Raw genomic sequence first — 19188 nt, 5'->3', positions numbered from 1 at the left:
AAACGCCACTCACGACCAACCTGACCCACCCCTCACCGCAGCCCGCCCCTCCCGAGATCGAGACGAAACCCTTACGCGCGCCCTGTAGCGTTTCGAGCCCTTCGAACGATGAGTAATTCCCTTGCCGCACAGGCATTCCGCCAAAAGCAGGCGAACCGTGGACACCGGTAACGAACCCGGTCCCACCGCCGACCAACGGGCAGCGGAATGCGGCTGGAGGAATTCGTCATGAAGATCAGTGTCTTCGGGCTCGGTTACGTCGGTTGCGTGTCGGCGGCGTGCCTGGCCGGACGCGGGCACGAGGTCGTCGGGGTCGACGTGAACCCGGTGAAGATCGAACTCGTCTCCAGCGGCAAGGCGCCGGTGGTCGAGGAACGGATCGGGGAACTCACGGCGGAGGTGGTCGCCGCGGGCAAGCTGAGAGCGACCACCGACGTGAGACAGGCGATCGCGGACAGCGAAGTCTCCCTGATCTGTGTCGGTACCCCGTCCGCGCCGAACGGCAGCCTGTCGACGGCGTTCCTGGAGCGCGTCGCCGAGGAGATCGGCGAAGCGCTCCGAGACAAGACCGAACGGCACACCGTCGTCTTCCGCAGCACCATGCTCCCCGGCACCTGCCTGGACCTGCTCGTCCCCATCCTCGAGAAGTCGTCCGGCCGCACCGCCGGCGTGGACTTCGGCGTCGCGGTGAACCCCGAGTTCCTGCGCGAGGGGAGCAGCGTCAAGGACTTCTTCGACCCGCCCAAGACCGTCATCGGCGAGCTCGACCCGGCCAGCGGCGACGTCGTCGCGGCGCTGTACGAAGGGCTTCCCGGCGAGGTGTTCCGCGTCGCGATCCCGGTCGCCGAGATGACGAAGTACGCCGACAACTCCTTCCACGGGCTCAAGATCGGCTTCGCGAACGAGCTCGGCGCGATCTGCCGCGCGCTGGGGCTCGACTCGCACCAGGTGATCGACGTCTTCCTCGCCGACCGCAAGCTCAACATCAGCCCCGCCTACCTCCGCCCCGGGTTCGCCTTCGGCGGCTCGTGCCTCCCCAAGGATCTGCGCGGCCTGGTCTACGCCGCGCACCGTGCGGACGTCGCCGTCCCGATCCTCTCGCACGTGCTGCCCTCCAACGACGAACACCTCCAGCGCGCCTTCGACCTGGTCGCGCGCACCGGAAAACGCAAGATCGGCCTGTTCGGCCTGTCGTTCAAACCCGGCACCGACGACCTCCGCGAGAGCCCGCTCGTCGAGCTCGCGGAGCGGCTGCTCGGCAAGGGTTACGACCTCCGCATCTACGACGCCAACGTCAGCCTTTCGCGGCTGTTGGGCGCGAACCGCGAGTACATCGAGGGCAGGCTGCCGCATCTCGGCCAGCTGCTGGCCGGCTCCATCGACGAGGTCGTCGACCACGCCGAGGTCTGCCTCATCGGCTCCTCCGACCCGGAGGTCCTCGCGGCGCTCCCGGCCGGTGGCGGCCGCACCATCATCGATCTCGTCCGCGTACCCGACGCCGCCGAGCGCCGGGCTGAAGAGGGATATGTCGGTCTTGCCTGGTAAAGCTCTCATCCTCGTCGAGAACCTTTCCGTCCCCTTCGATCGCCGCGTCTGGCAGGAGTGCCAGACCCTCACGGGCGCCGGCTGGGAAGTCCACGTCATCTGTCCACAAGGGACGAAACGGGACACCGAAGCCGAGGTCACCATCGACGGCGTCCACATCCTGCGATACCCGCTGAAGGCCGCCACCGGCGGTCCGGCCGGGTACGTCCAGGAGTACGGCTCCGCGCTGTGGCACACGCTCCGGCTCGCCCGCAAGGTCGGCAAGGTCGACGTGGTGCACGCCTGCAACCCGCCGGACCTGCTGTTCCTGGTCGCGCTGTACCTCAAGCGCCAGGGCGCGAAGTTCATCTTCGACCAGCACGACCTCTGCCCCGAGCTGTACCTCTCGCGCTTCGACCGCGGGGAGGACTTCCTGTACCGCGCGGTCTGCGCGCTGGAGCGCCGCACCTACAAGACGGCCGACGTCGTCATCGCGACCAACGAGAGCTACAAGGACGTCGCCGTGAAACGCGGTGGCAAGTCGCCGGACGACGTCTTCGTCGTGCGCAGCGCACCGGTGGTCGAGCGGTTCCACATGGTCCCGGCCGAGCCCGAGCTGAAGAAGGGCAAGCCGCATCTGCTCGCCTACCTCGGCGTGATGGGTCCGCAGGACGGCGTCGACTACGCGTTGCGCGCGCTCGCTTCGCTGCGTGACGAGGTCGGGTGCACCGACTGGCATGCCGTGTTCATCGGTTCCGGTGACGCCTTCGACGCCATGGTGGCGTTGTCCAAGGAACTGAAGCTCGACGACCAGGTCGAGTTCACCGGCCGGATCTCCGACGAGGATCTGCTGCGCTACCTGTCCTCGGCCGACGTCTGCCTGTCACCGGATCCGCTGAACCCGCTCAACGACGTGTCGACCATGAACAAGATCATGGAGTACATGGCGATGAGCCGTCCGATCGTCTCCTTCGAACTGCGGGAGGCCCGAGTTTCGGCCGGGGAGGCCGCGCTGTACGCGCCGGCGAACGACGAGCCGGAGTTCGCGAAGCTGATCGCGCATCTGCTCGACTCGCCGGAACAGCGGGCCGAGATGGGTGAGCTGGGCCGGGCGCGCGTCGCCGGTCCGCTCTCGTGGGAAAACTCCCAGAAAGCCCTGCTCGCGGCCTACGCGGCCGCGGTCCGGTGATCGACATCCCGGTCGCGTTTTGAACAAGACTCGGGCAATCCTGTAACCAACATCGCGGTCGCTCCGACGGGATTGATGCTGCACCCGCACGCACCGATGGGAGACCCCGGCTTTGACTGACGACACGGTGCGCCTGTCCATGATCGGACAGGTCTTGCGCGGGCGATGGCGGACCTTGGTGGTCCTCGCCGTGCTCGGCGCCCTGATCGGCGCGGGATCGTCGGTGATCCTTTCGCCCGGCTATCGGACGACGTCCAGTGTCCTGCTGCAGGGCCCGCGCGAGGCGGACGAGCTGCTCACCCAGGCCGAGGTGGCGACCAGCTCGGTCGTGCTCGACCGCGCGGCCGCCGGTCTCGGCGACGGGATGACCGGCGCCGAGCTGCGGGACAGGGTGGCCACGTCGGTCGCACAGGGCAATGTCATCACCATCGAGGCCACCGGTGACACCGCCGAACAGACGCAGCGGATGGCCGATCAGATCGCGAGCGAGTTCGTGAAGTACTCGACGCAGATCATCGCCGGTTCCGGTGACGCGGCGGTCCAGCTCGCGCAGGAACGCCGCGAGACGCTGCGCCAGCAGGTCCAGCAGACGAACCAGCGCATCAGCGAACTCTCCGCGAAGGTCAACGAAGGCAAGACGACCGTCGAGAGCGTCCAGCTCCGCACCGAGCTGCAGGGCTTGCGCTCGTCGATCGAGTCGGCGATGTCCAGTTTGAACGCGGCCGACACCGCCAGCGGCCTCGGCAACATGGTCGTCCTCGGCTCGGCCGAACTGCCGTCCTCGGCGGCGGCGCCCACTCTTCCGCAGCTCGCCCTCGGCGGCGCGGCGCTGTTCTTCCTCATCGGCCTGTTCGGTCACCTCTTCACCGCCCGCACCGACCGTCGGCTGCGGGACGAGGAGGAGATCGCCGCGGCGATCGGCGGACCGGTGCTCGCCACCTTCGACGCGGTCGAGCAGGCGCCCCCGGCCACCACGTTGCGGGCCAAGCTCCTCCGTGACGACAGGCCGTGGAACGTCCCGCGTGTCGACGTCTTCGCGGACGAGATCGACTCCGACGTGCTGTACCGGCGGCTGATCTCCCGGCTGCCGCACCGGCGGCTGCTCGTGGTCGCCGCCGACGGCGATCACGCCGGGCGGGCGGCCGCCGGACGGCTCGCCGCGCTCGCGGGCCGGTGGTTCACCGTCGTGACGGTGTCCCCGGCACGGCCCGTCGTCGCGGACACCGACGCGGACGGGGTCCTCGTCGTGACGAGCCTCGGTTCCCGGTCCGCGTGGGAACTGGTCGGGATCGCCGAAGCCGTCGCCGACGCCGGTCTCGCCATGGTGGGCACCGTGCTGATCCGGCCGGTCCGGCCTGCCCGCACCCGGCCCGGCACGCCCACCCCGTCCGACCACGAAGCTCTGGCAGGTACCGCGTGACCAGCGCCGAAAAAGCGAAGTCAGAACCGCTCATCGACCTGCAACGGCTGGTCGTCTCGATACGGAGACGACGCCGGATGTGGCTCGCCACCGCCCTGCTGGGGCTGATCGCCGGCGGGCTGGTCGCGATGCTCCTGCCGTCGCCGCCCACCGCGGTCGCGCAGATCCTCGTGATCCACCCCGACGATTCGCCGACCGACAGCGGAACGCTGATGCGCACCGACGTCGCCGTGCTCCAGACGACGAAGACCGCGGGCGAGGCGCTCAAGAAGCTGAACAGCACGCAGGCGCCGGAGGAGTTCCTCAAGGATTACGAGGGGCTCGGCCTGACGAACAACGTGCTCCAGCTGACGGTCAAGGGCAAGACCAAGGACGAGGCACTGGCCCGCGCGCAGGCGATTTCGGACGCCTTCATCGCCGAGTACATCGGCCGCAACCAGGCGGCCGCGGCGGCGCAGCAGAAGGCGCTGCTCGACCAGCGCAACCAGGCCCAGAACGAGCTCACCCCGATCGAAGCGTCGATCGTCACCGAAGAGGCCAAGGGCCGCAACGCCAACCCCGCCCAGCTGGAACGGCTGTATTCGCGCCGCGCGGAGCTGACGTCCAAGATCTCCGACTACGACGGCCGCGCGCAGGAGGCGGGTATCGGCACGCCGAAGGTCGCCGCCGGGACGCAGATCGTGGACGCGCCGCGGATCCTGCCGCATTCGCTGCTCAAAACCCTCGCCACCGACGCCGGGATCGGCTTCGCGCTGGGGTTGCTCGCCGGGCTGGGGCTCGCGGCCGTCACGAGCGTGGTGAAGGACCGGCCGGTGCTGCGCCGCGAGATCTCGCAGCATCTCGGCGCCTCCGTGATCGCACAGCTGCCGAAGCCGCCCCGGTTCCTGCGCCGCTCGCGTGCGGCGACCCGGCGGCAGCGGGTCGCGGCGACCCTCGTCCGAGCGGCCCGGCAGGAGGGCGGTTCGGTGTCGCTGCTCGACCTCGGCGCCTGTCGGATCACCGCCGCGCTCGCCGTCGACATGGCGCGCGAGCTGGCCGAGAAGGGGCCGGTGTCGCTCGTCGACGACCTGCCGAAGGCGGACCTCCGCGAGCTGGCGGGCGAAGGCCCGATCCAGGTGCTGGACCGCGGCGACGTCCCGATGGCCGCGAGGGAACGGCGCATCGGCGTCGGCTCGGTCGAGCCCGGTACGGCGTGGACCGACCTCGAATTCCTCGGCACGGAGACGATCCTCGTCGTGCGCGCCGGGCACGCGAACACCGAATGGCTGCACACCGTCGCCCGTCAGCTGGCGGACCGGCGGATCCCGATCATCGGCGTCGTGGTGGTGGACCCGGATCCGCGCGACCACACCGACGGGACGCTGTGGGACGGCCTGCACACCGCGTTGCGCGGTCGCGCCGGTGCCGTGCCGGAGCGCACGGCACCGCCGGTGAAGCCGGTCGAGATGTTCCCGCGGGAGAAGAAGAACGGGCGGCGGCATCCGACCCCGTACCAACGCGCCGACGACAACGCCGACCAGCCGACCAAACGGTTCAAGCCTGTGTCACCGGATAACGCCGAAGCCTTGTAGGGGGACTAAGAGCATGTGCGGCATCGCAGGGGCCTACTTCTGGCCGGACGGAGGACCGCTCACCGATCGGCTCACCAAGACACTCGCCCACCGGGGCCCCGACGGTTCCGGCAGGTACGACCACGGAGAAGTCCATTTAGGACACAGGCGCCTGTCGATCGTCGACCTGACCGAGACGGGCGCGCAGCCGATGGTCAAGGACGGGCTCGCGCTGACCTACAACGGCGAGCTGTACAACGCGCCGGAGCTGCGGAAGGAACTCGAAGCCGCCGGTGTGCGCTTCCGGGGCACGTCCGACACCGAGGTCCTGCTGGAAGCCTGGCGGAAGTGGGGCACCGAGGGTTTGCACCGGCTGCGCGGCATGTTCGCGTTCGGCGTCTTCGACGAGCGGTCCGGCGAGCTGGTGCTGGTCCGTGACCAGCTGGGCATCAAACCGCTCTTCCTGGTGCGCCGCGGCAAGGGGGTCGCGTTCGCGTCCGAGCTGAAGGCACTGGCCGCCGAGCTGGGCGGCTCGCTGACCGTCGACGACACCGCGCTCGTCGCTTCCCTGCTCTACTACTGGGTCCCGGACGGCCGGTGCGCGTTCCGCGAGGCCGAGAAGCTGCCGCCGGGCAGCTGGGCGCGGTTCCGGCCGAACGGCGACGTCGAACGCGGCACCTTCTGGTCGCTGCGCCAGGTCGCCGAAGAGGGCGCGGCCTATGAAGGCGAGTTCGACCTCAACGCCGTCATCGAAGACTCCACGCGCAAGCACCTGATCGCCGACGTGCCGGTCGCGACGTTCCTTTCCGGCGGGCTCGACTCCAGCTACCTGACCGCGCTCGCCGCGCGCGAGCGGCCGGGGATCTCCGCGTACACCATCGGTTTCCGGGCCGAGGACGCGAAGTTCGAGGCCATGCCGGACGACCTGATGTACGCGAAGAAGGTCGCCGCGAAGTTCGGCGTCGACCTGCACGAGATCGAAATCGCGCCGCAGGTGCTCGACCTGCTGCCCAGGATGACGTATCACCTCGACGAGCCGATCGGCGATCCGGCGGCGATCAACAGCTACCTGATCTGCACCGCCGCCCGTGAGGCCGGCGTCAAGGTGATGCTCTCGGGGATGGGCGCCGACGAGCTGTTCGCCGGGTACCGCAAGCATCTCGCGAACAAGATCGCCGTTCGGTACCAACGGGTTCCCGGCCTCGTGCGGCGGCCGGTCGAGTCCCTTGTGGACAGACTGCCGGTGGCGACCTCGAAACGCGGGTTCCGTTCGGTCCGGTTCGCCAAGCGGTTCCTCTCGTTCGCGGAGCTGCCCGAGGAGACCGCGTTCCGGCGCAGCTACACGATGTACGACCAGGCCGAACTCGCCGGCCTGCTGAACCCGGACCTCGCGGGCGCGGTCGACGACGTGATCACCGAACACGCGGACACCTATCACGACAACACGTTGTCGGATTTCGTGAACCGCATGTGCCTCGCCGATTCGCGGCTCTTCCTGCCCGGGCTCAACCTCGCCTACACCGACCGGTCCAGCATGGCCGCCTCCACCGAGGTGCGGACGCCGTTCGTCGACATCGAGGTCGTGAAGGCCGCGTTCCGGATCCCCGGTGACAAGAAGATCGTGAAGCGCCAAGGGAAGATGGCGCTCAAGGAAGCGGCGCTGTCCATCCTCCCCGCCGAGATCGTGCATCGGCCGAAGGGGCTGTTCAGCGCGCCGCTGCGGGCTTGGATGAGCCGCGACCTCGCGCCACTGGTGCGCGAGGTGACGAACGAAGGTGAATTGGTGAAGGCCGGGTTCCTCCGCCGGGAGGCCCTGCAGAGGCTCGTCGACGAAGACGCGTCCGGGCAGCAGGACCGGTCCAAGCATCTCTGGCACATCTTGACCCTCGAGTACTGGTACCGCGGCGCCGTTTCGGCCCGGACCCCCTGATCGCTGAGGAGCGACGTGAAGCAGGTAGTGCAGAACTACAAGAGCGGGGAGCTGGCGCTCCTCGACGTCGAAGTGCCCGCGTGCAAACCGGGGGGTGTGCTGGTCCGCACCGCCTATTCGCTGATCTCCACCGGCACCGAGATGATGAAGGTGTCCGAGGCGAGCCTTTCGCTGGTGGGCAAGGCGAAGGCCCGGCCGGATCAGGTCGCGAAGGTGATGCAGAGCGTCGCCACGAACGGGCTCGGCGCCACGTACCGCAAGGCGATGAACAAGCTCGACTCGTACACGCCGCTGGGGTATTCGCTGTGCGGCGTGGTCGAAGAGGTCGGCGCGGGCATCGACGACGTCGCCGTCGGGGATTACGTGGCGTGCGCGGGGAACGAGCACGCGCTGCACGCGGAACTGAACTGGGTGCCCAAGAACCTGTACACCAAGGTGCCGGACGGCGTCGACCCGCGGCACGCCGCGTTCGGCACGGTCGGCTCGATCGCGATGCAGGGTGTCCGCCAGGGCGAACCGCAGATCGGCGACATCGCGCTGGTCATCGGGCTCGGCCTGATCGGCCAGCTGGTCGTGCAGCTGCTGGTCGCCTCCGGGGTCCGCGTGGTCGGCGTCGACCCGGACCCGTCCCGGTGCGCGCTGGCCGAACGGCTCGGCGCCCTGAAATGCGGTGACCCGGCGTCCGGCGTCGTCGACACGGCGGTCGCGGAGATCAGCTCCGGGCACGGCGTCGACCAGGTGTACCTCGCCGCGGGCGGCAGCACGAACGAGCCGGTGGAGCTGGCCGCGAAGCTGGCCCGCGATCGCGGCCGGGTGATCGACATCGGCAAGTGCTCGCTGAACCTGCCGTGGAACGCCTACTACGAAAAGGAACTCGACGTCCGGTTCTCCCGCTCGTACGGCCCCGGCCGCTACGACCCGGAGTACGAACTCGAAGGCCGCGACTACCCGATCGGCCAGGTCCGCTGGACCGAACGCCGCAACCTCGAATGCGTCGTCGACCTGATGGGCAGCGGCCGCCTCGACGTCGAGCCGCTGATCTCGCACGTCTCGGCGTTCTCCGACGCGGTGGAGACGTACCGGAAGCTGAACGAGGGCGAGCTCAAGGCCGTCGCGGTGCTGTTCGAGTACGAGAAGCGCGCCGTCGCGGCCACCGAGCAGGTCGCCGAGGTCGCCATGCCGAAGACCTCCTCGGTCCGGGCCGTGCCCAAGGGCGGCGGCGTGCGGGTCGCGTTCGTCGGCGCGGGCAACTACGCGTCCTCGATGCTCCTGCCGCATCTCGCGGAGATGGAGGGTGTCGATCTCACCGAGGTCGTCACCACCTCCGCGCTCTCGGGCGCGAACGCCAAACGCAAGTTCGGCTTCGCCCGCGCCACCACCGATCTCGACACGATGCTCGCAGACGATTCGATCGACGCCGTGTTCATCGTGACCAGGCACAGCTCGCACGCCGAGCTGACCAGACGCGCGCTGCTCGCGGGCAAGGCCGTGTTCGTCGAGAAGCCGCTCGCGCTGTCGGAGAAGGAACTGGAGATCGTGCTCGGCGCGATCGAGGAGTCCGGCAACGACCGGCTGCAGGTCGGGTTCAACCGCCGGTTCGCCCCGCTGCTGAACGAGTCGGTGCTCCACTTCGGGCCGCGGATCGGCCCGGCCTCCGTGCGGTACCTCGTCAACGCCGGTCAGCTCGACGCCGGCAGCTGGTACAACCAGGCCGAAAGCGAGGGTTCGCGGTTCGCGGGCGAGGGCGGCCACTTCATCGACACGGTCAGCTGGCTGCTCGGCTCCGACCCGGTGTCGGTGTACGCCACCGCGACCCCCGGCCACCAGGACCTGCAGATCCTGCTGCGCTACCCGGACGGCTCGACCGCGTCGATCGCGTACACCACGAGCGGTTCGTCGGCGTTCCCCAAGGAGACGATCGACGTCACCGCCGACGGCAAGGTGCTGAAGTTCGACGACTTCGCGCGCGCGTCGGTGTTCGGCCGCAAGAAGTGGGCGAGCTCCCGTATCCCCAAGGGCCGGGACAAGGGCCAGGCCGCCGAGCTCGAAGCGTTCGTCAACGCGCTGACGACCGGTGTCTCGATGCCGGTGTCCGTCGAGTCGCTCGTTTCGACGACGTTGGCCACGCTCGCGGTCAACCGCAGCCTGGAGACCGGTTCCGTGGTGCGGATCAACGCCAAGGAGGGGCTGGGCTGATGGATCCGTCCTGGTACCTGCGAAGACTGTCGAGGATGGGGCCCGCCGAGATCGCGGGCCGGGTCACCGACGTCGTGCGCAAACGCCAGTGGCGCGGGGTCGCGGGGGAGAAGGCGGTCTGGCTGCCGGACCGCCGGTTCGCGACGGTGCCCGGTGAGGAGGTCCTCGCCGCCGTCTCGGGCGAAGCGGTGAAGGATCTGCTCGTCACCGCCGACCGGCTGTTGGACGGACGCGCCGAGTACTTCGGCGTCGAGCGGGACGACCTCGTCGATCCGGACTGGTCGTACGACCCGAAGACCGGCCGCCGGGCGCCGTCCGATGTGTACTCCTTCGACATCCCGTACCGGAGCGAGGAGACCGTCGGCGACATCAAGCAGATCTGGGAGCCGTCGCGGCATCAGCACCTCACCGTGCTGGCCGCCGCGTACGCCCTCACCGGGGAGGACCGGTACGCCGAACGCGTGGCCGCGCACCTCGCGTCGTGGTGGGCGGCCAATCCGCCGATGCGCGGCGTGCACTGGGTCAGCGGGATCGAGCTCGGCATCCGGCTGCTGTCGTGGGTGTGGGTGCGGCGGCTGCTCGACGGCTGGGCGCAGGCCCCGGCGCTGTTCGAGGACAATCCCGTGGCGCTCAACCAGATCTGGCATCACCAGCGCTGGCTGGCCGCGTTCCCGAGCCGGGGTTCGTCGGCGAACAACCACGTGATCGCGGAGGACGCCGGGCAGCTCGCCGCGGCCTGCGCGTTCGCCTGGTTCCCCGAGTCCGGTCAGTGGCGGGACTCGGCGCTGGCGTCGCTGGACAAGATGTTGCGACACAACACTTTCGACTCCGGCCTGAACCGGGAACTCGCCACCGAGTACCACGGGCTGGTCCTGGAATTGGGGCTCGCCGGAGCGCTGGAGGCGAAGGCCGCCGGAGTCGCGGTGCCCGAGTCGACCTGGCTCGTCCTGCTCCGGATGACCGACGCGCTCGCGTCCATTGTGGACAACCGGCTACGGCCGCCGCGGCAGGGCGACGCCGATGACGGTTTCGGGCTCATCGTCGACGGCGACGAGACCAGCCGCTGGGCTTCGCTGCTCGACACCGGATCCGTCCTTTTCGGACAGTTGGACTGGTGGCCGGAGACGCCGGGCGGGGACGTCCGGACCCAGCTCTTCTCCGCGCTGGCCAAGGACATCCAGGTCGGCACCCGGCGTCCGGCGCGACGGCGGGACGACTTCGCCGACGCGGGGATGACCATCCTGCGCGACGGCGACCTCTGGTGCCGGTGTGACGGCGGGCCGCACGGCTTCCTGTCCATCGCGGCCCACGCGCACGCGGACGCGCTCTCGGTGGAGGTCCGGCACGACGGCGTCGACATCCTCGCCGATCCGGGGACGTACTGCTACCACGGCGAACCGAAGTGGCGGTCGTACTTCCGGTCCACGGCCGGGCACAACACGCTCGAACTCTCCCGCACCGACCAGTCCGTCTCCGGCGGGCCGTTCCTGTGGACGAAACACGCGGTCACCACGGTGATCGCGGCGGGGACGCCGTCGCGCTGGAGCGCGGAACACGACGGCTACGCGCCGTCGGTGCACCAGCGTTCGGTGGAATTGGACGGCGGCGAACTGACGATTCTCGACGAGGTCCGCGGCGGCGAGGCACGGCACTGCCGTCTCGCGTTCCACCTCGGACCCGCCGTCGAGGTCGCCTTGACCGGGAGCAGGGCCGTCCTGTCGTGGACGGTCGACGGCCAGGACAGGACGGCTTCGTTCGAGCTTCCACCGGAGCTCACCTGGTCGGCGCATCGCGGCGAAACCACGCCGCCGATGGGCTGGTACTCGGCGGGTTTCGGCCGCCGCGAGCCCGCGTGGACCCTGCTCGGCGGCGGAACCGCCGCCGACGGGGCCACCTTCACCAGCGTGCTCACCTTCGAATCGGGTAACGAGGATCCACCATTGTGATCGCACGACCGCACCGCCTCCGCCGGGCAGCGCTTCTGGTGCTGCTCGGCTCGTTGACGCTCACCGCCTGCACGACCCCGGCCGACGAACCGGGACCGGATCCGGGCAAGCCGCCGTCCGGTTCCGTGGCGCAGGTGTGCGACAAGCTGCCGGAGGGCCCGGCCGAAGCGCCGGCGGGGGCGGTGAAGATCGACCCCGCGGTGCCGGGCGACCTCGCCACGAAGACCCGCTCGAACCCGGCCGGGACCACGTTCTGGCTGGCACCGGGCACGCACAGACTCGGCGACGACCGCTACGACCAGGTCAACCCGAAGCCGGGCAACGTCTACATCGGCGGTCCGAAGGCGGTCCTCGACGGCCGCAAGATCAACCAATACGCCTTCTCCGGCGACGCCACAGACGTCAAGATCCGTAACCTGACCGTCCAGGGTTTCGCCGCGCCGCACGACGAAGGCGTGGTCAACCACGACTCGGCCGACGGCTGGGTCATCGAGCAGAGCACCGTCCAGGACAACGACGGCGCGGCGCTGATGGCGGGCGCGCGGCAGCAGGTCCGCGGGAACTGCCTGCGCCGCAACGGGCAGTACGGGATGAACGCCTACGCGCAGAACAACAAGATCACCGGACTCGTGGTCGAGGGCAACGAGATCACCGGCAACAACACCGGCGACTGGGAAGCCAAGATCGACGGCTGCGGCTGCTCGGGCGGGGTCAAGTTCTGGTCGGTCGACGGCGCCGACGTCACCGGCAACTGGGTGCACGACAACCGCGGGGTCGGCTTGTGGGCCGACACGAACAACAACGACTTCCGCATCGAGGCCAACGTCATCGAGAACAACGACGGCTCGGCGCTGATGTACGAGACCAGCTACAACGCCGTGATCACCGGCAACACCATCCGCCGCAACAACTGGGTGGACGGCAAGCGCTACATCGACCGCGGCGACAGTTTCCCGGTGGCGTCGATCTACGTGTCCGAATCCGGCGGCGAGCCGAGGGTGAAGGCGCGGACGGACAAACTGGAGATCTCCGGGAACACGTTCGAGAACAACTGGAACGGCGTCACCCTGTGGGAGAACTCCGACCGGTTCTGCAACAGCCCGGCCAACACGTCGTCCGGCTCCTGCACCCGGCTGGTGCCGGAGCAGGCGAAATGCGCGCAGCCGGCGATCGCGTCGGGCGGCCTGAACGCCGACTGCCGATGGAAGACCCAGCGCGTCGAGATCCACCACAACCGGTTCGTCCTCGACCCGGCCGTCGCGGGCTGCGAGGAGAGCTGCGCGCGGATGGCGATGCTCGCGAACTTCGGCACGTACCCGGAGTGGTCGCCGTACAAGGGCGAGGTCGTCCAGCAGGCGATCACGTTCCACCAGGGCAACCGGCTTTACGACAACGTCTACTCCGGGCCGTGGAACTTCGTCGCGTTCGAGCCGAGCCGCGTGCTCGGCTTCGGCGAGTGGCAGGGCGCGCCCTACAAACAGGACCAGGGCAGCAAACTGACGCGTGCGGGAGGTGGCTGACATGCTCGAACCCGCGGTCCGTCCGGCGGCGATCCGCAGCACCCCGAAGGCGGTCGGCATCGCCTGGACGTTGCTGATCATCAACACCCTGGGCTCGACCGGGGCGAAGACGGTCATCCCGCTGCCGAGGTCGGTCAGCCAGCTGATCACGATGGGCGCGCTGGGGGCCGCGTTCGTGATCGCGCTCGCGCTGAACGCCAGGCTGAAGATCAGGCCGAGCGCCTATCTCTTCCTGCTCACGGTGCTGCTGGTGCTGAGCGTGGTCGCGAGCCTGAACCTGGAAGGCGGCTTCGGCGCGCTGTTCCGCTGCTTCCGGTTCGCGCTGTTCATCAGCACGCTGTGGTTGCTGACCCGCTGGTGGAACGGCAGCCTCGACCTCGTTCGCACGCATATCCGGGCCTACGGCGTGGTGCTGGTGACGGTGGTCATCGGGCTCGCGCTGGGCCCGGGCAACGCGCTGCCGTTCGAATACGGCGGACGGCTCACCGGCACGCTGTGGCCGCTGACGCCACCGCAGGTCGGCCAGTACGCGGCCATCGTCATCGGTCTCACGGTGCTGCTGTGGCTGGGCGGGAAACTGGAGCGGCGGAACGCGCTGGTGGTCATCGTGCCGTCGTTCGCGATCCTGCTGCTGACCCACACCCGCACCGCCATGCTCGGCCTGGTGGCCGGGACCGTGGTGGCGCTGATGTCGCAGTGGATGTCCAGCGCCCGCGCGCGCAAGGTGTTCACCGGGCTCGTGCTCGTCGGGGTGTTCTGCGCGGTGGCGTTGAGCGGGCTGCTGCAGACCTGGTTCCTGCGCGGGCAGTCGGAGGAGAACTTCTCCAGCCTCACCGGCCGCGCGAAGGTGTGGGACGCGCTGCTCGACGCGCCGCGGACGACGCTCGAGTACCTGTTCGGCGTCGGGCTGACCGACAAGTCCTACGACGGGCTCCCGATCGACAGCAGCTGGCTCGCGGTCTACCACGAGCAGGGCTATGTCGGGATCGCGATCGTGGCCGCGTTCCTGCTCGTGCTGATCGTGGTCGCGGTGCTGCGACCGCCGTCGCCCGCCAGGGCCTGCGCGATCTTCCTGATCACCTACTGTCTTTCCGCCTCCTACACCGAGGCGGGCCTCGGCGACGCGTCGCCGTACCTGCTGCACCTGGCCTTGGCCGCGTCGCTACTGGTACGAGCCGACCCTGAGCTTTCCAAGGAGTCCGTGTGAAGGTCCTCGTGATCCACAACCGGTACCGATCCGAGCAGCCGAGCGGTGAGAACAACGTCGTGGACCAGGAGACCTCGCTGCTCGCCGATGCCGGGCACGAGGTGAGCCTGTTCGAGCGGCGCAGCGACGACATCGCGGAAATGTCGCTGCCGCGCAAGGCCGTCGTCCCGCTGCAGGTGCCGTGGAACCGGGCCGTGCGCGCGGAACTGGCCCGGCGCCTCGCCGACGATCGGCCGGACGTCGTCCACATCCACAACACGTTCCCGCTGCTTTCGCCGTCCGTGCTGGCCGCGTGCGCGGACGCCGGGGTGCCGACGGTCGCGACCGTGCACAACTACACGCTGATCTGTCCGCCCGGCACGCTGTACCGCGAGGGCTACATCTGCACCGACTGCGTGGGACGCAAGCCGATCCCGGCGGTGCGGCACGGGTGCTACCGCGATTCGGGGCTCGCCACCATGCCGATGGCGGCGAGCATGGTGCTGAACCGCAAACGCTGGTGGTCCAGCGTCTCGAAGTTCTTCTGCATCTCGCGGGCGCAACGCGAGATCCTGATCGCCGCCGGGATGCCAGCCGACCGGCTCGCGGTGAAGTACAACTACGTCACCGATCCGGGCAAGACGCGCAAGGGCGCGGGTGAGCACCTGCTTTTCCTCGGCCGGATCACCGAGGAAAAGGGCATCGGCCTGCTGATGAAGGCCTGGGATCGGCTCGTCGCGGCGGGTGGTCCGCTGCCGCCGCTGGTGATCGCAGGCACCGGCCCGATGCAGGACGAGGTCGCGCGCTGGGCCCACGGCCGCGACGACGTCCGCTACGTCGGCCTTCAGTCCAAAGTGGAGTGTCAAGAGCTGATCGTCCGCTCGAACGCCGTCATCGCCCCGTCGGAATGGCTGGAGGCGTTCGGGCTGGTCGTGGTCGAAGCGATGGCCGCCGGCGTCCCCACCGTCGCCGCGGCCCACGGCGCCTTCCGCGAACTCGTCGAAGACGGCGTCACCGGCCTGCTGCACGAACCCGGGAACCCGGAGTCGCTCGCGGCTCGCCTGCGCGAGATCGTCGGCGACGCCGAACGGAACCAGGAGATGGGCTGGGCGGCGCGGCTGGTGTACGAGCAGGAATTCACGCCGAAGGTCGGTCTCGAACGGCTCGTCGGCGGCTACCAGGCCGCGATCGACGCGTGATCACCGGCCCGCCCGCGATCCCGCCGCGGGCGCGAATCCCGCTCTGGACCCTGGGCGCCTTCGGTTTCGTCGTCGCCCTCGTCCTCGGCCTGCGCTACGCCGGCACCTCGCATACCGCCGGACTGGACGCACTCGTCCTCCCCGTCGTCGACCGCGTCGAAGGCCCGCTCTGGTACCTGGCGACCGCCATCGACTTCGCGGGCGAACCGGTGGGCGCGATCGTGGTGATCGCCCTGTTCGGCTGGCTGTGCCTGCGGCACCGGCGGCAGCGGATCGCGATCCTCATGGTGGCCGCGAGCGGTGTGACGGTGGCGCTGACCACCGGACTGAAACCCCTGGTCGGCAGGCTGATCCACGGCGAATTCCTCTCGTACCCGAGCGGGCACACGGCCTTCGCGGTGACCGTCGCGACCGTCGTGGGGTTGCTGGTGATCGACGTGCGCGGCCTCGGGCCTGTCGGTGGGGCTCTGCTCCTGGTGGGGCTGGTCGCTTTCGCGGGGCTCGCGATGGGATGGGCCGAGGTGGCACTGGGGGCGCACTATCCGACGGACACCTTCGGGGGGCTCGGGGTCGCTGTGGCGGTGGTGCCGGTGGTGGGGTGGGCGGTGGACCGGCTCACTTCCCGGTGACGCCGTCGAACAGTTCCCGGCCGACGTCGACGTGACCCGCGTGCCGGGCGAAGCTCTGCGCGAGATGGAAGAGAACCCAGGCGTGACAGCCGCCAACCGGGCACAGTTCTCCCGTTCGCCATGGAAGAAGGCCAGGATCCCGGCGGTGGTGTCGTCCGGTGTGATGAGCCATTCCTGTTCGGCCGTGCCCGGCCACGAGAAGTCGACACCGAGCGGCGTCCACCCGGATGGCACGGTCGACCGCCGGAGGTCGGCTTCGGAGAGGCCGTCGAGTTTGCGGAGGATCGCTGTCGCGCTGTGGGCGAGGTAGCCCAGAAGCAGCGCTCTACGCGACCAGCTTGACGTTCGGCCGCGGCCGCGCCCGCGCCGCCCGGAACGCGGCCGACAGCTCGCGCTCGACCTGCGCCGGCTCGGTTCGCAGACGGGACGGCAACGTCTGGAGCACGACGATCCCCGCGGCGACATAACGCGCGTTGCGCGCGACGGTGGCGCGATGACCGGCGAGGTCGGCGTGGTGACGGTAGGAATCGATCTCCCAGGCGAAGGCGCACTCGTCGCACCAGAAGTCCGGCGTGGCGATGTAGTTCCCGTCCGCGTCGAAGATCGGGACGTTCCAGTGGCCCGGCGGGAGACCGGATCTTCGCCAGAGCCGCCAAGCGTCGGCCTCGGCGACGGATCTCGCTCCGGCGAGGAGCGGGGCCAGGGCTCGTCTGGGGAGTGCGGTTCCGGTTCTTCCCGCTTGGTCGAGTTCGTGGGTGAGCATTCCGGTCGTGCAGAAGCGACGTTGGACGGACTCGGCCATCATCGCCTGGATCTCGTCTTCGTCGGTGAGTCTTCGGGCGGCGTCGATGACGGCTCGGGGGACGGGGGCGACGGGGAGATCGCCACGGAAGTGGGGACGAGGTGGGCGGTGAGTTCGCTCTATCCGGGCGAACCCGGCGTCGGCCACACCACGATTCGCCGGTATGAGGACATGAACCTCCTCCTGATCGGGAACTCTTTCCAAGCCATGTCGGCGGAGCGCCCAGACGCCGGTGAGCACCGCGTCTCGTCGGGCATGGAGCAACGCGGCGCGGACTCGATGCTCATCGGTCGGTGGGCCGTTGCTCAGCAGCACGACCCCGGGGAGCAGCGTTCGCCAGGGGCCGCCCGCCGCGCATCGACGGGAGATGGTCCGGCGTGGCACGCCGATCTCTTCGAGCTCGGCCGCGCGGACCACCTCCGGATGGCCCGGGGCGGTGAGCAGGGGGTCGGTAGTCCAGGATCCTCGTTGCACCGGATCATCGTGCAACCAGGTACCGACAATTCCCCCTCGTAGGGTGCATGAAAGTCCCGCTCACGAGAAAAAGATGGTGACGATGTAGGAATTGGGACACTCAACGTCCCAATTCCTACATCGTCGCGCAAACCAGCCGCCGTGACCGGGCCGCTCAGCACCCACCATCCCCAAAAGAACTACAAGCATCCTGCGAGTAAGGAGCCCCCTGCCACCCCGAAACCCCCACAGTCCGCGAAGTGTCATGAACCACGAACCGCCACTCGCCCGAATAAGCGTTGTCATACCACCGGTTCTCCTGCCGGAACGTCACCGCGTCCGAAACGGAGGAACCCCGATAAGGCGACCACTCCGGAAAAGTCCCGAAGTTCGCCAAAAGCGCCATCCGCCCGCAATATCCCGAGCAGGAAGATCCGTGGGAGAACTTGTTCCCGTGGATCGAAACCCGCTGTGTCTTCCACCGGCAGTCGTCATACAGCGGACGCGACGAAATGCCCGGCGCGGAACACGAAGAGACCGATGGAACGAGAAGGGTGCAAGAGCCGGAGGACGTGTTCGCCGGGCTGTTGCAGAAGCGGTCCGCGTTCTCCCACAGGGTGATTCCGGACCAGTTGTCCTCGAAGACGTTGTCGACGATCTCCACCAGCGAAGTCCGGGCCCGCACCCGCGGCTCACCGCCGGACTCCGAGATGTACACCGTCCCGACCGGGAAATCGTCGCCCCGGGCAGCGAAAGCCCGGCCCTGCACGAGTGTGTTCCGCCGGAAGGTGTTCCCGCGGACCACCACGTTGTAGGAGATCTCGTAGAACAACGCCTCCGCGTCGTTGTCCTCGATCAGGTTGTCCTCGATGAGGAAGTCGTTGTTGTTCGTGTCCGCCCACAGTCCGGCGCCGTGATTGTGGTGGACCCAGTTGCCGCGGATGTCGGCGCCGTTCACCGCCCAGAATTTCGCGCCGCCGGTGCAGCCGCAGCCGGGTTCCTTCGTCTCCCAGTCGTCGGTGTTGTTGCCGGTGATCTCGTTGCCCTCGACGAGCAGCCCGGTGATCCCGTCACCCGACCGATAGGCGTTGATGCCGTACTGACCGTTGTTCCGCAGGCAGTTCCGGAGGATCTGCTGACGCGGTCCCGCCATCATCGCGGCGCCGCGGTTGTCCTCGATCGTGTTGCCCTCGATGGTCCAGTGTTCCCCCGAGTCGTGGTTCACCACGCCCTGATCGCGTGGCGCCGCGAAACCGCGGATCGTGAGGCCGCGGATGACGACGTCGCGAGCCTGCTGGGTGAACGCGTAGCGGTTGACGCCGCCACCGTCCAGCACGGCACCGGGGGCACCGAGATAGGCGTTGCCGTCCTTGGGGATGATCTGCCCGAACTCGTCCGGGCCCAGCGTGTGATTGCCTTCGGTCAGCCAGAACGTCGTGCCGGCCGGGAGTTCGCGTGTCTTCGCGGAAAGGTCCGTTCCCGGGGAGACGACCACGGCACCGTCCGGTTTCCCCGGACTGACGGGGCCCGCGGCGCAGGCCGCGACAGGAGCCGCCGAGGCCGGGACGACTCCTGTCGCGAGCAGCAGCAGGGCAACGAGGAACGCGGGCATACTGAAAACGGTAAGCCAGTATGGACGGTCCC

13 protein-coding genes are annotated in these 19188 nt (G+C 68.9%); 11 read left to right on the top strand and 2 right to left on the bottom strand.

Annotated elements, in window-relative coordinates:
- The first annotated feature begins 228 nt into the window (after window positions 1-228).
- The 11 genes from AVR91_RS24965 (at window position 229) to AVR91_RS24915 (ending at window position 16289) form a co-directional block, all read left to right on the top strand.
- Window positions 229-1545 carry a nucleotide sugar dehydrogenase gene (locus AVR91_RS24965; protein WP_063276989.1) on the top strand — a complete coding sequence of 439 codons (1317 nt, stop codon included), beginning with the start codon at window positions 229-231 and terminating at the stop codon, window positions 1543-1545.
- Window positions 1526-2713, top strand: coding sequence for a glycosyltransferase family 4 protein (locus AVR91_RS24960; protein WP_063276975.1), 1188 nt, complete (start codon window positions 1526-1528; stop codon window positions 2711-2713). Before AVR91_RS24965 ends, AVR91_RS24960 begins: the two co-directional genes overlap by 20 nt.
- 139 nt (window positions 2714-2852) lie before the next feature.
- On the top strand, window positions 2853-4133 hold the full coding sequence (locus tag AVR91_RS24955) for a hypothetical protein (protein WP_063276974.1): 1281 nt from the start codon (window positions 2853-2855) through the stop codon (window positions 4131-4133).
- The gene (locus AVR91_RS24950) at window positions 4130-5704 is read left to right on the top strand and encodes a Wzz/FepE/Etk N-terminal domain-containing protein (protein WP_063276973.1); all 1575 of its coding nucleotides are present in this window, start codon (window positions 4130-4132) and stop codon (window positions 5702-5704) included. The genes AVR91_RS24955 and AVR91_RS24950 overlap by 4 nt, the downstream gene beginning before the upstream one ends.
- 13 nt (window positions 5705-5717) lie before the next feature.
- Window positions 5718-7613 carry an asparagine synthase (glutamine-hydrolyzing) gene (gene asnB, locus AVR91_RS24945; RefSeq protein WP_063276972.1) on the top strand — a complete coding sequence of 632 codons (1896 nt, stop codon included), beginning with the start codon at window positions 5718-5720 and terminating at the stop codon, window positions 7611-7613.
- Window positions 7614-7628: 15 nt separating this feature from the next.
- The gene (locus tag AVR91_RS24940) at window positions 7629-9809 is read left to right on the top strand and encodes a bi-domain-containing oxidoreductase (protein ID WP_063276971.1); all 2181 of its coding nucleotides are present in this window, start codon (window positions 7629-7631) and stop codon (window positions 9807-9809) included.
- Entirely contained in the window at window positions 9809-11755 is a 1947-nt protein-coding gene (locus AVR91_RS24935; protein WP_063276970.1) for a heparinase II/III family protein, read from the top strand. Before AVR91_RS24940 ends, AVR91_RS24935 begins: the two co-directional genes overlap by 1 nt.
- On the top strand, window positions 11752-13275 hold the full coding sequence (locus AVR91_RS24930) for a right-handed parallel beta-helix repeat-containing protein (RefSeq protein ID WP_063276969.1): 1524 nt from the start codon (window positions 11752-11754) through the stop codon (window positions 13273-13275). The genes AVR91_RS24935 and AVR91_RS24930 overlap by 4 nt, the downstream gene beginning before the upstream one ends.
- 1 nt (window position 13276) lies before the next feature.
- Window positions 13277-14482, top strand: a complete 1206-nt coding sequence (locus tag AVR91_RS24925; RefSeq protein WP_063276968.1) for an O-antigen ligase family protein — start codon at window positions 13277-13279, stop codon at window positions 14480-14482.
- Window positions 14479-15660: a glycosyltransferase family 4 protein gene (locus AVR91_RS24920; RefSeq protein WP_063276967.1), complete on the top strand. Its 1182-nt coding sequence runs from the start codon at window positions 14479-14481 to the stop codon at window positions 15658-15660. Before AVR91_RS24925 ends, AVR91_RS24920 begins: the two co-directional genes overlap by 4 nt.
- Complete coding sequence (locus AVR91_RS24915; RefSeq protein ID WP_063276966.1) at window positions 15657-16289, top strand: phosphatase PAP2 family protein; 633 nt, start codon at window positions 15657-15659, stop codon at window positions 16287-16289. The genes AVR91_RS24920 and AVR91_RS24915 overlap by 4 nt, the downstream gene beginning before the upstream one ends.
- 325 nt (window positions 16290-16614) lie before the next feature.
- Here AVR91_RS24915 and AVR91_RS43880 read toward each other — a convergent pair whose 3' ends face one another.
- Window positions 16615-17565 carry a hypothetical protein gene (locus tag AVR91_RS43880; protein ID WP_228709330.1) on the bottom strand — a complete coding sequence of 317 codons (951 nt, stop codon included), beginning with the start codon at window positions 17563-17565 and terminating at the stop codon, window positions 16615-16617.
- Window positions 17566-17719: 154 nt separating this feature from the next.
- A complete protein-coding gene (locus AVR91_RS24900; RefSeq protein WP_143254082.1) occupies window positions 17720-19156 on the bottom strand; it encodes a right-handed parallel beta-helix repeat-containing protein in 1437 nt (478 codons plus the stop codon).
- Between the last annotated feature and the right edge of the window lie 32 nt (window positions 19157-19188).

This window comes from Amycolatopsis keratiniphila subsp. keratiniphila (assembly GCF_001620365.2).
In the GTDB taxonomy this organism is placed as follows: Bacteria; Actinomycetota; Actinomycetes; order Mycobacteriales; family Pseudonocardiaceae; genus Amycolatopsis; species Amycolatopsis keratiniphila.
This window is presented reverse-complemented; position numbering and strand designations above follow the sequence as displayed.

Bases quoted from the DNA above. Each gene is read 5' to 3' on its own strand.
- AVR91_RS24965 (WP_063276989.1), top strand. From the start codon at position 229: ATGAAGATCAGTGTCTTCGGGCTCGGTTACGTCGGTTGCGTGTCGGCG.
- AVR91_RS24960 (WP_063276975.1), top strand. From the start codon at position 1,526: ATGTCGGTCTTGCCTGGTAAAGCTCTCATCCTCGTCGAGAACCTTTCC.
- AVR91_RS24955 (WP_063276974.1), top strand. From the start codon at position 2,853: ATGATCGGACAGGTCTTGCGCGGGCGATGGCGGACCTTGGTGGTCCTC.
- asnB (WP_063276972.1), top strand. From the start codon at position 5,718: ATGTGCGGCATCGCAGGGGCCTACTTCTGGCCGGACGGAGGACCGCTC.
- AVR91_RS24935 (WP_063276970.1), top strand. From the start codon at position 9,809: ATGGATCCGTCCTGGTACCTGCGAAGACTGTCGAGGATGGGGCCCGCC.
- AVR91_RS24925 (WP_063276968.1), top strand. From the start codon at position 13,277: ATGCTCGAACCCGCGGTCCGTCCGGCGGCGATCCGCAGCACCCCGAAG.
- AVR91_RS24900 (WP_143254082.1), bottom strand. From the start codon at position 19,156: ATGCCCGCGTTCCTCGTTGCCCTGCTGCTGCTCGCGACAGGAGTCGTC.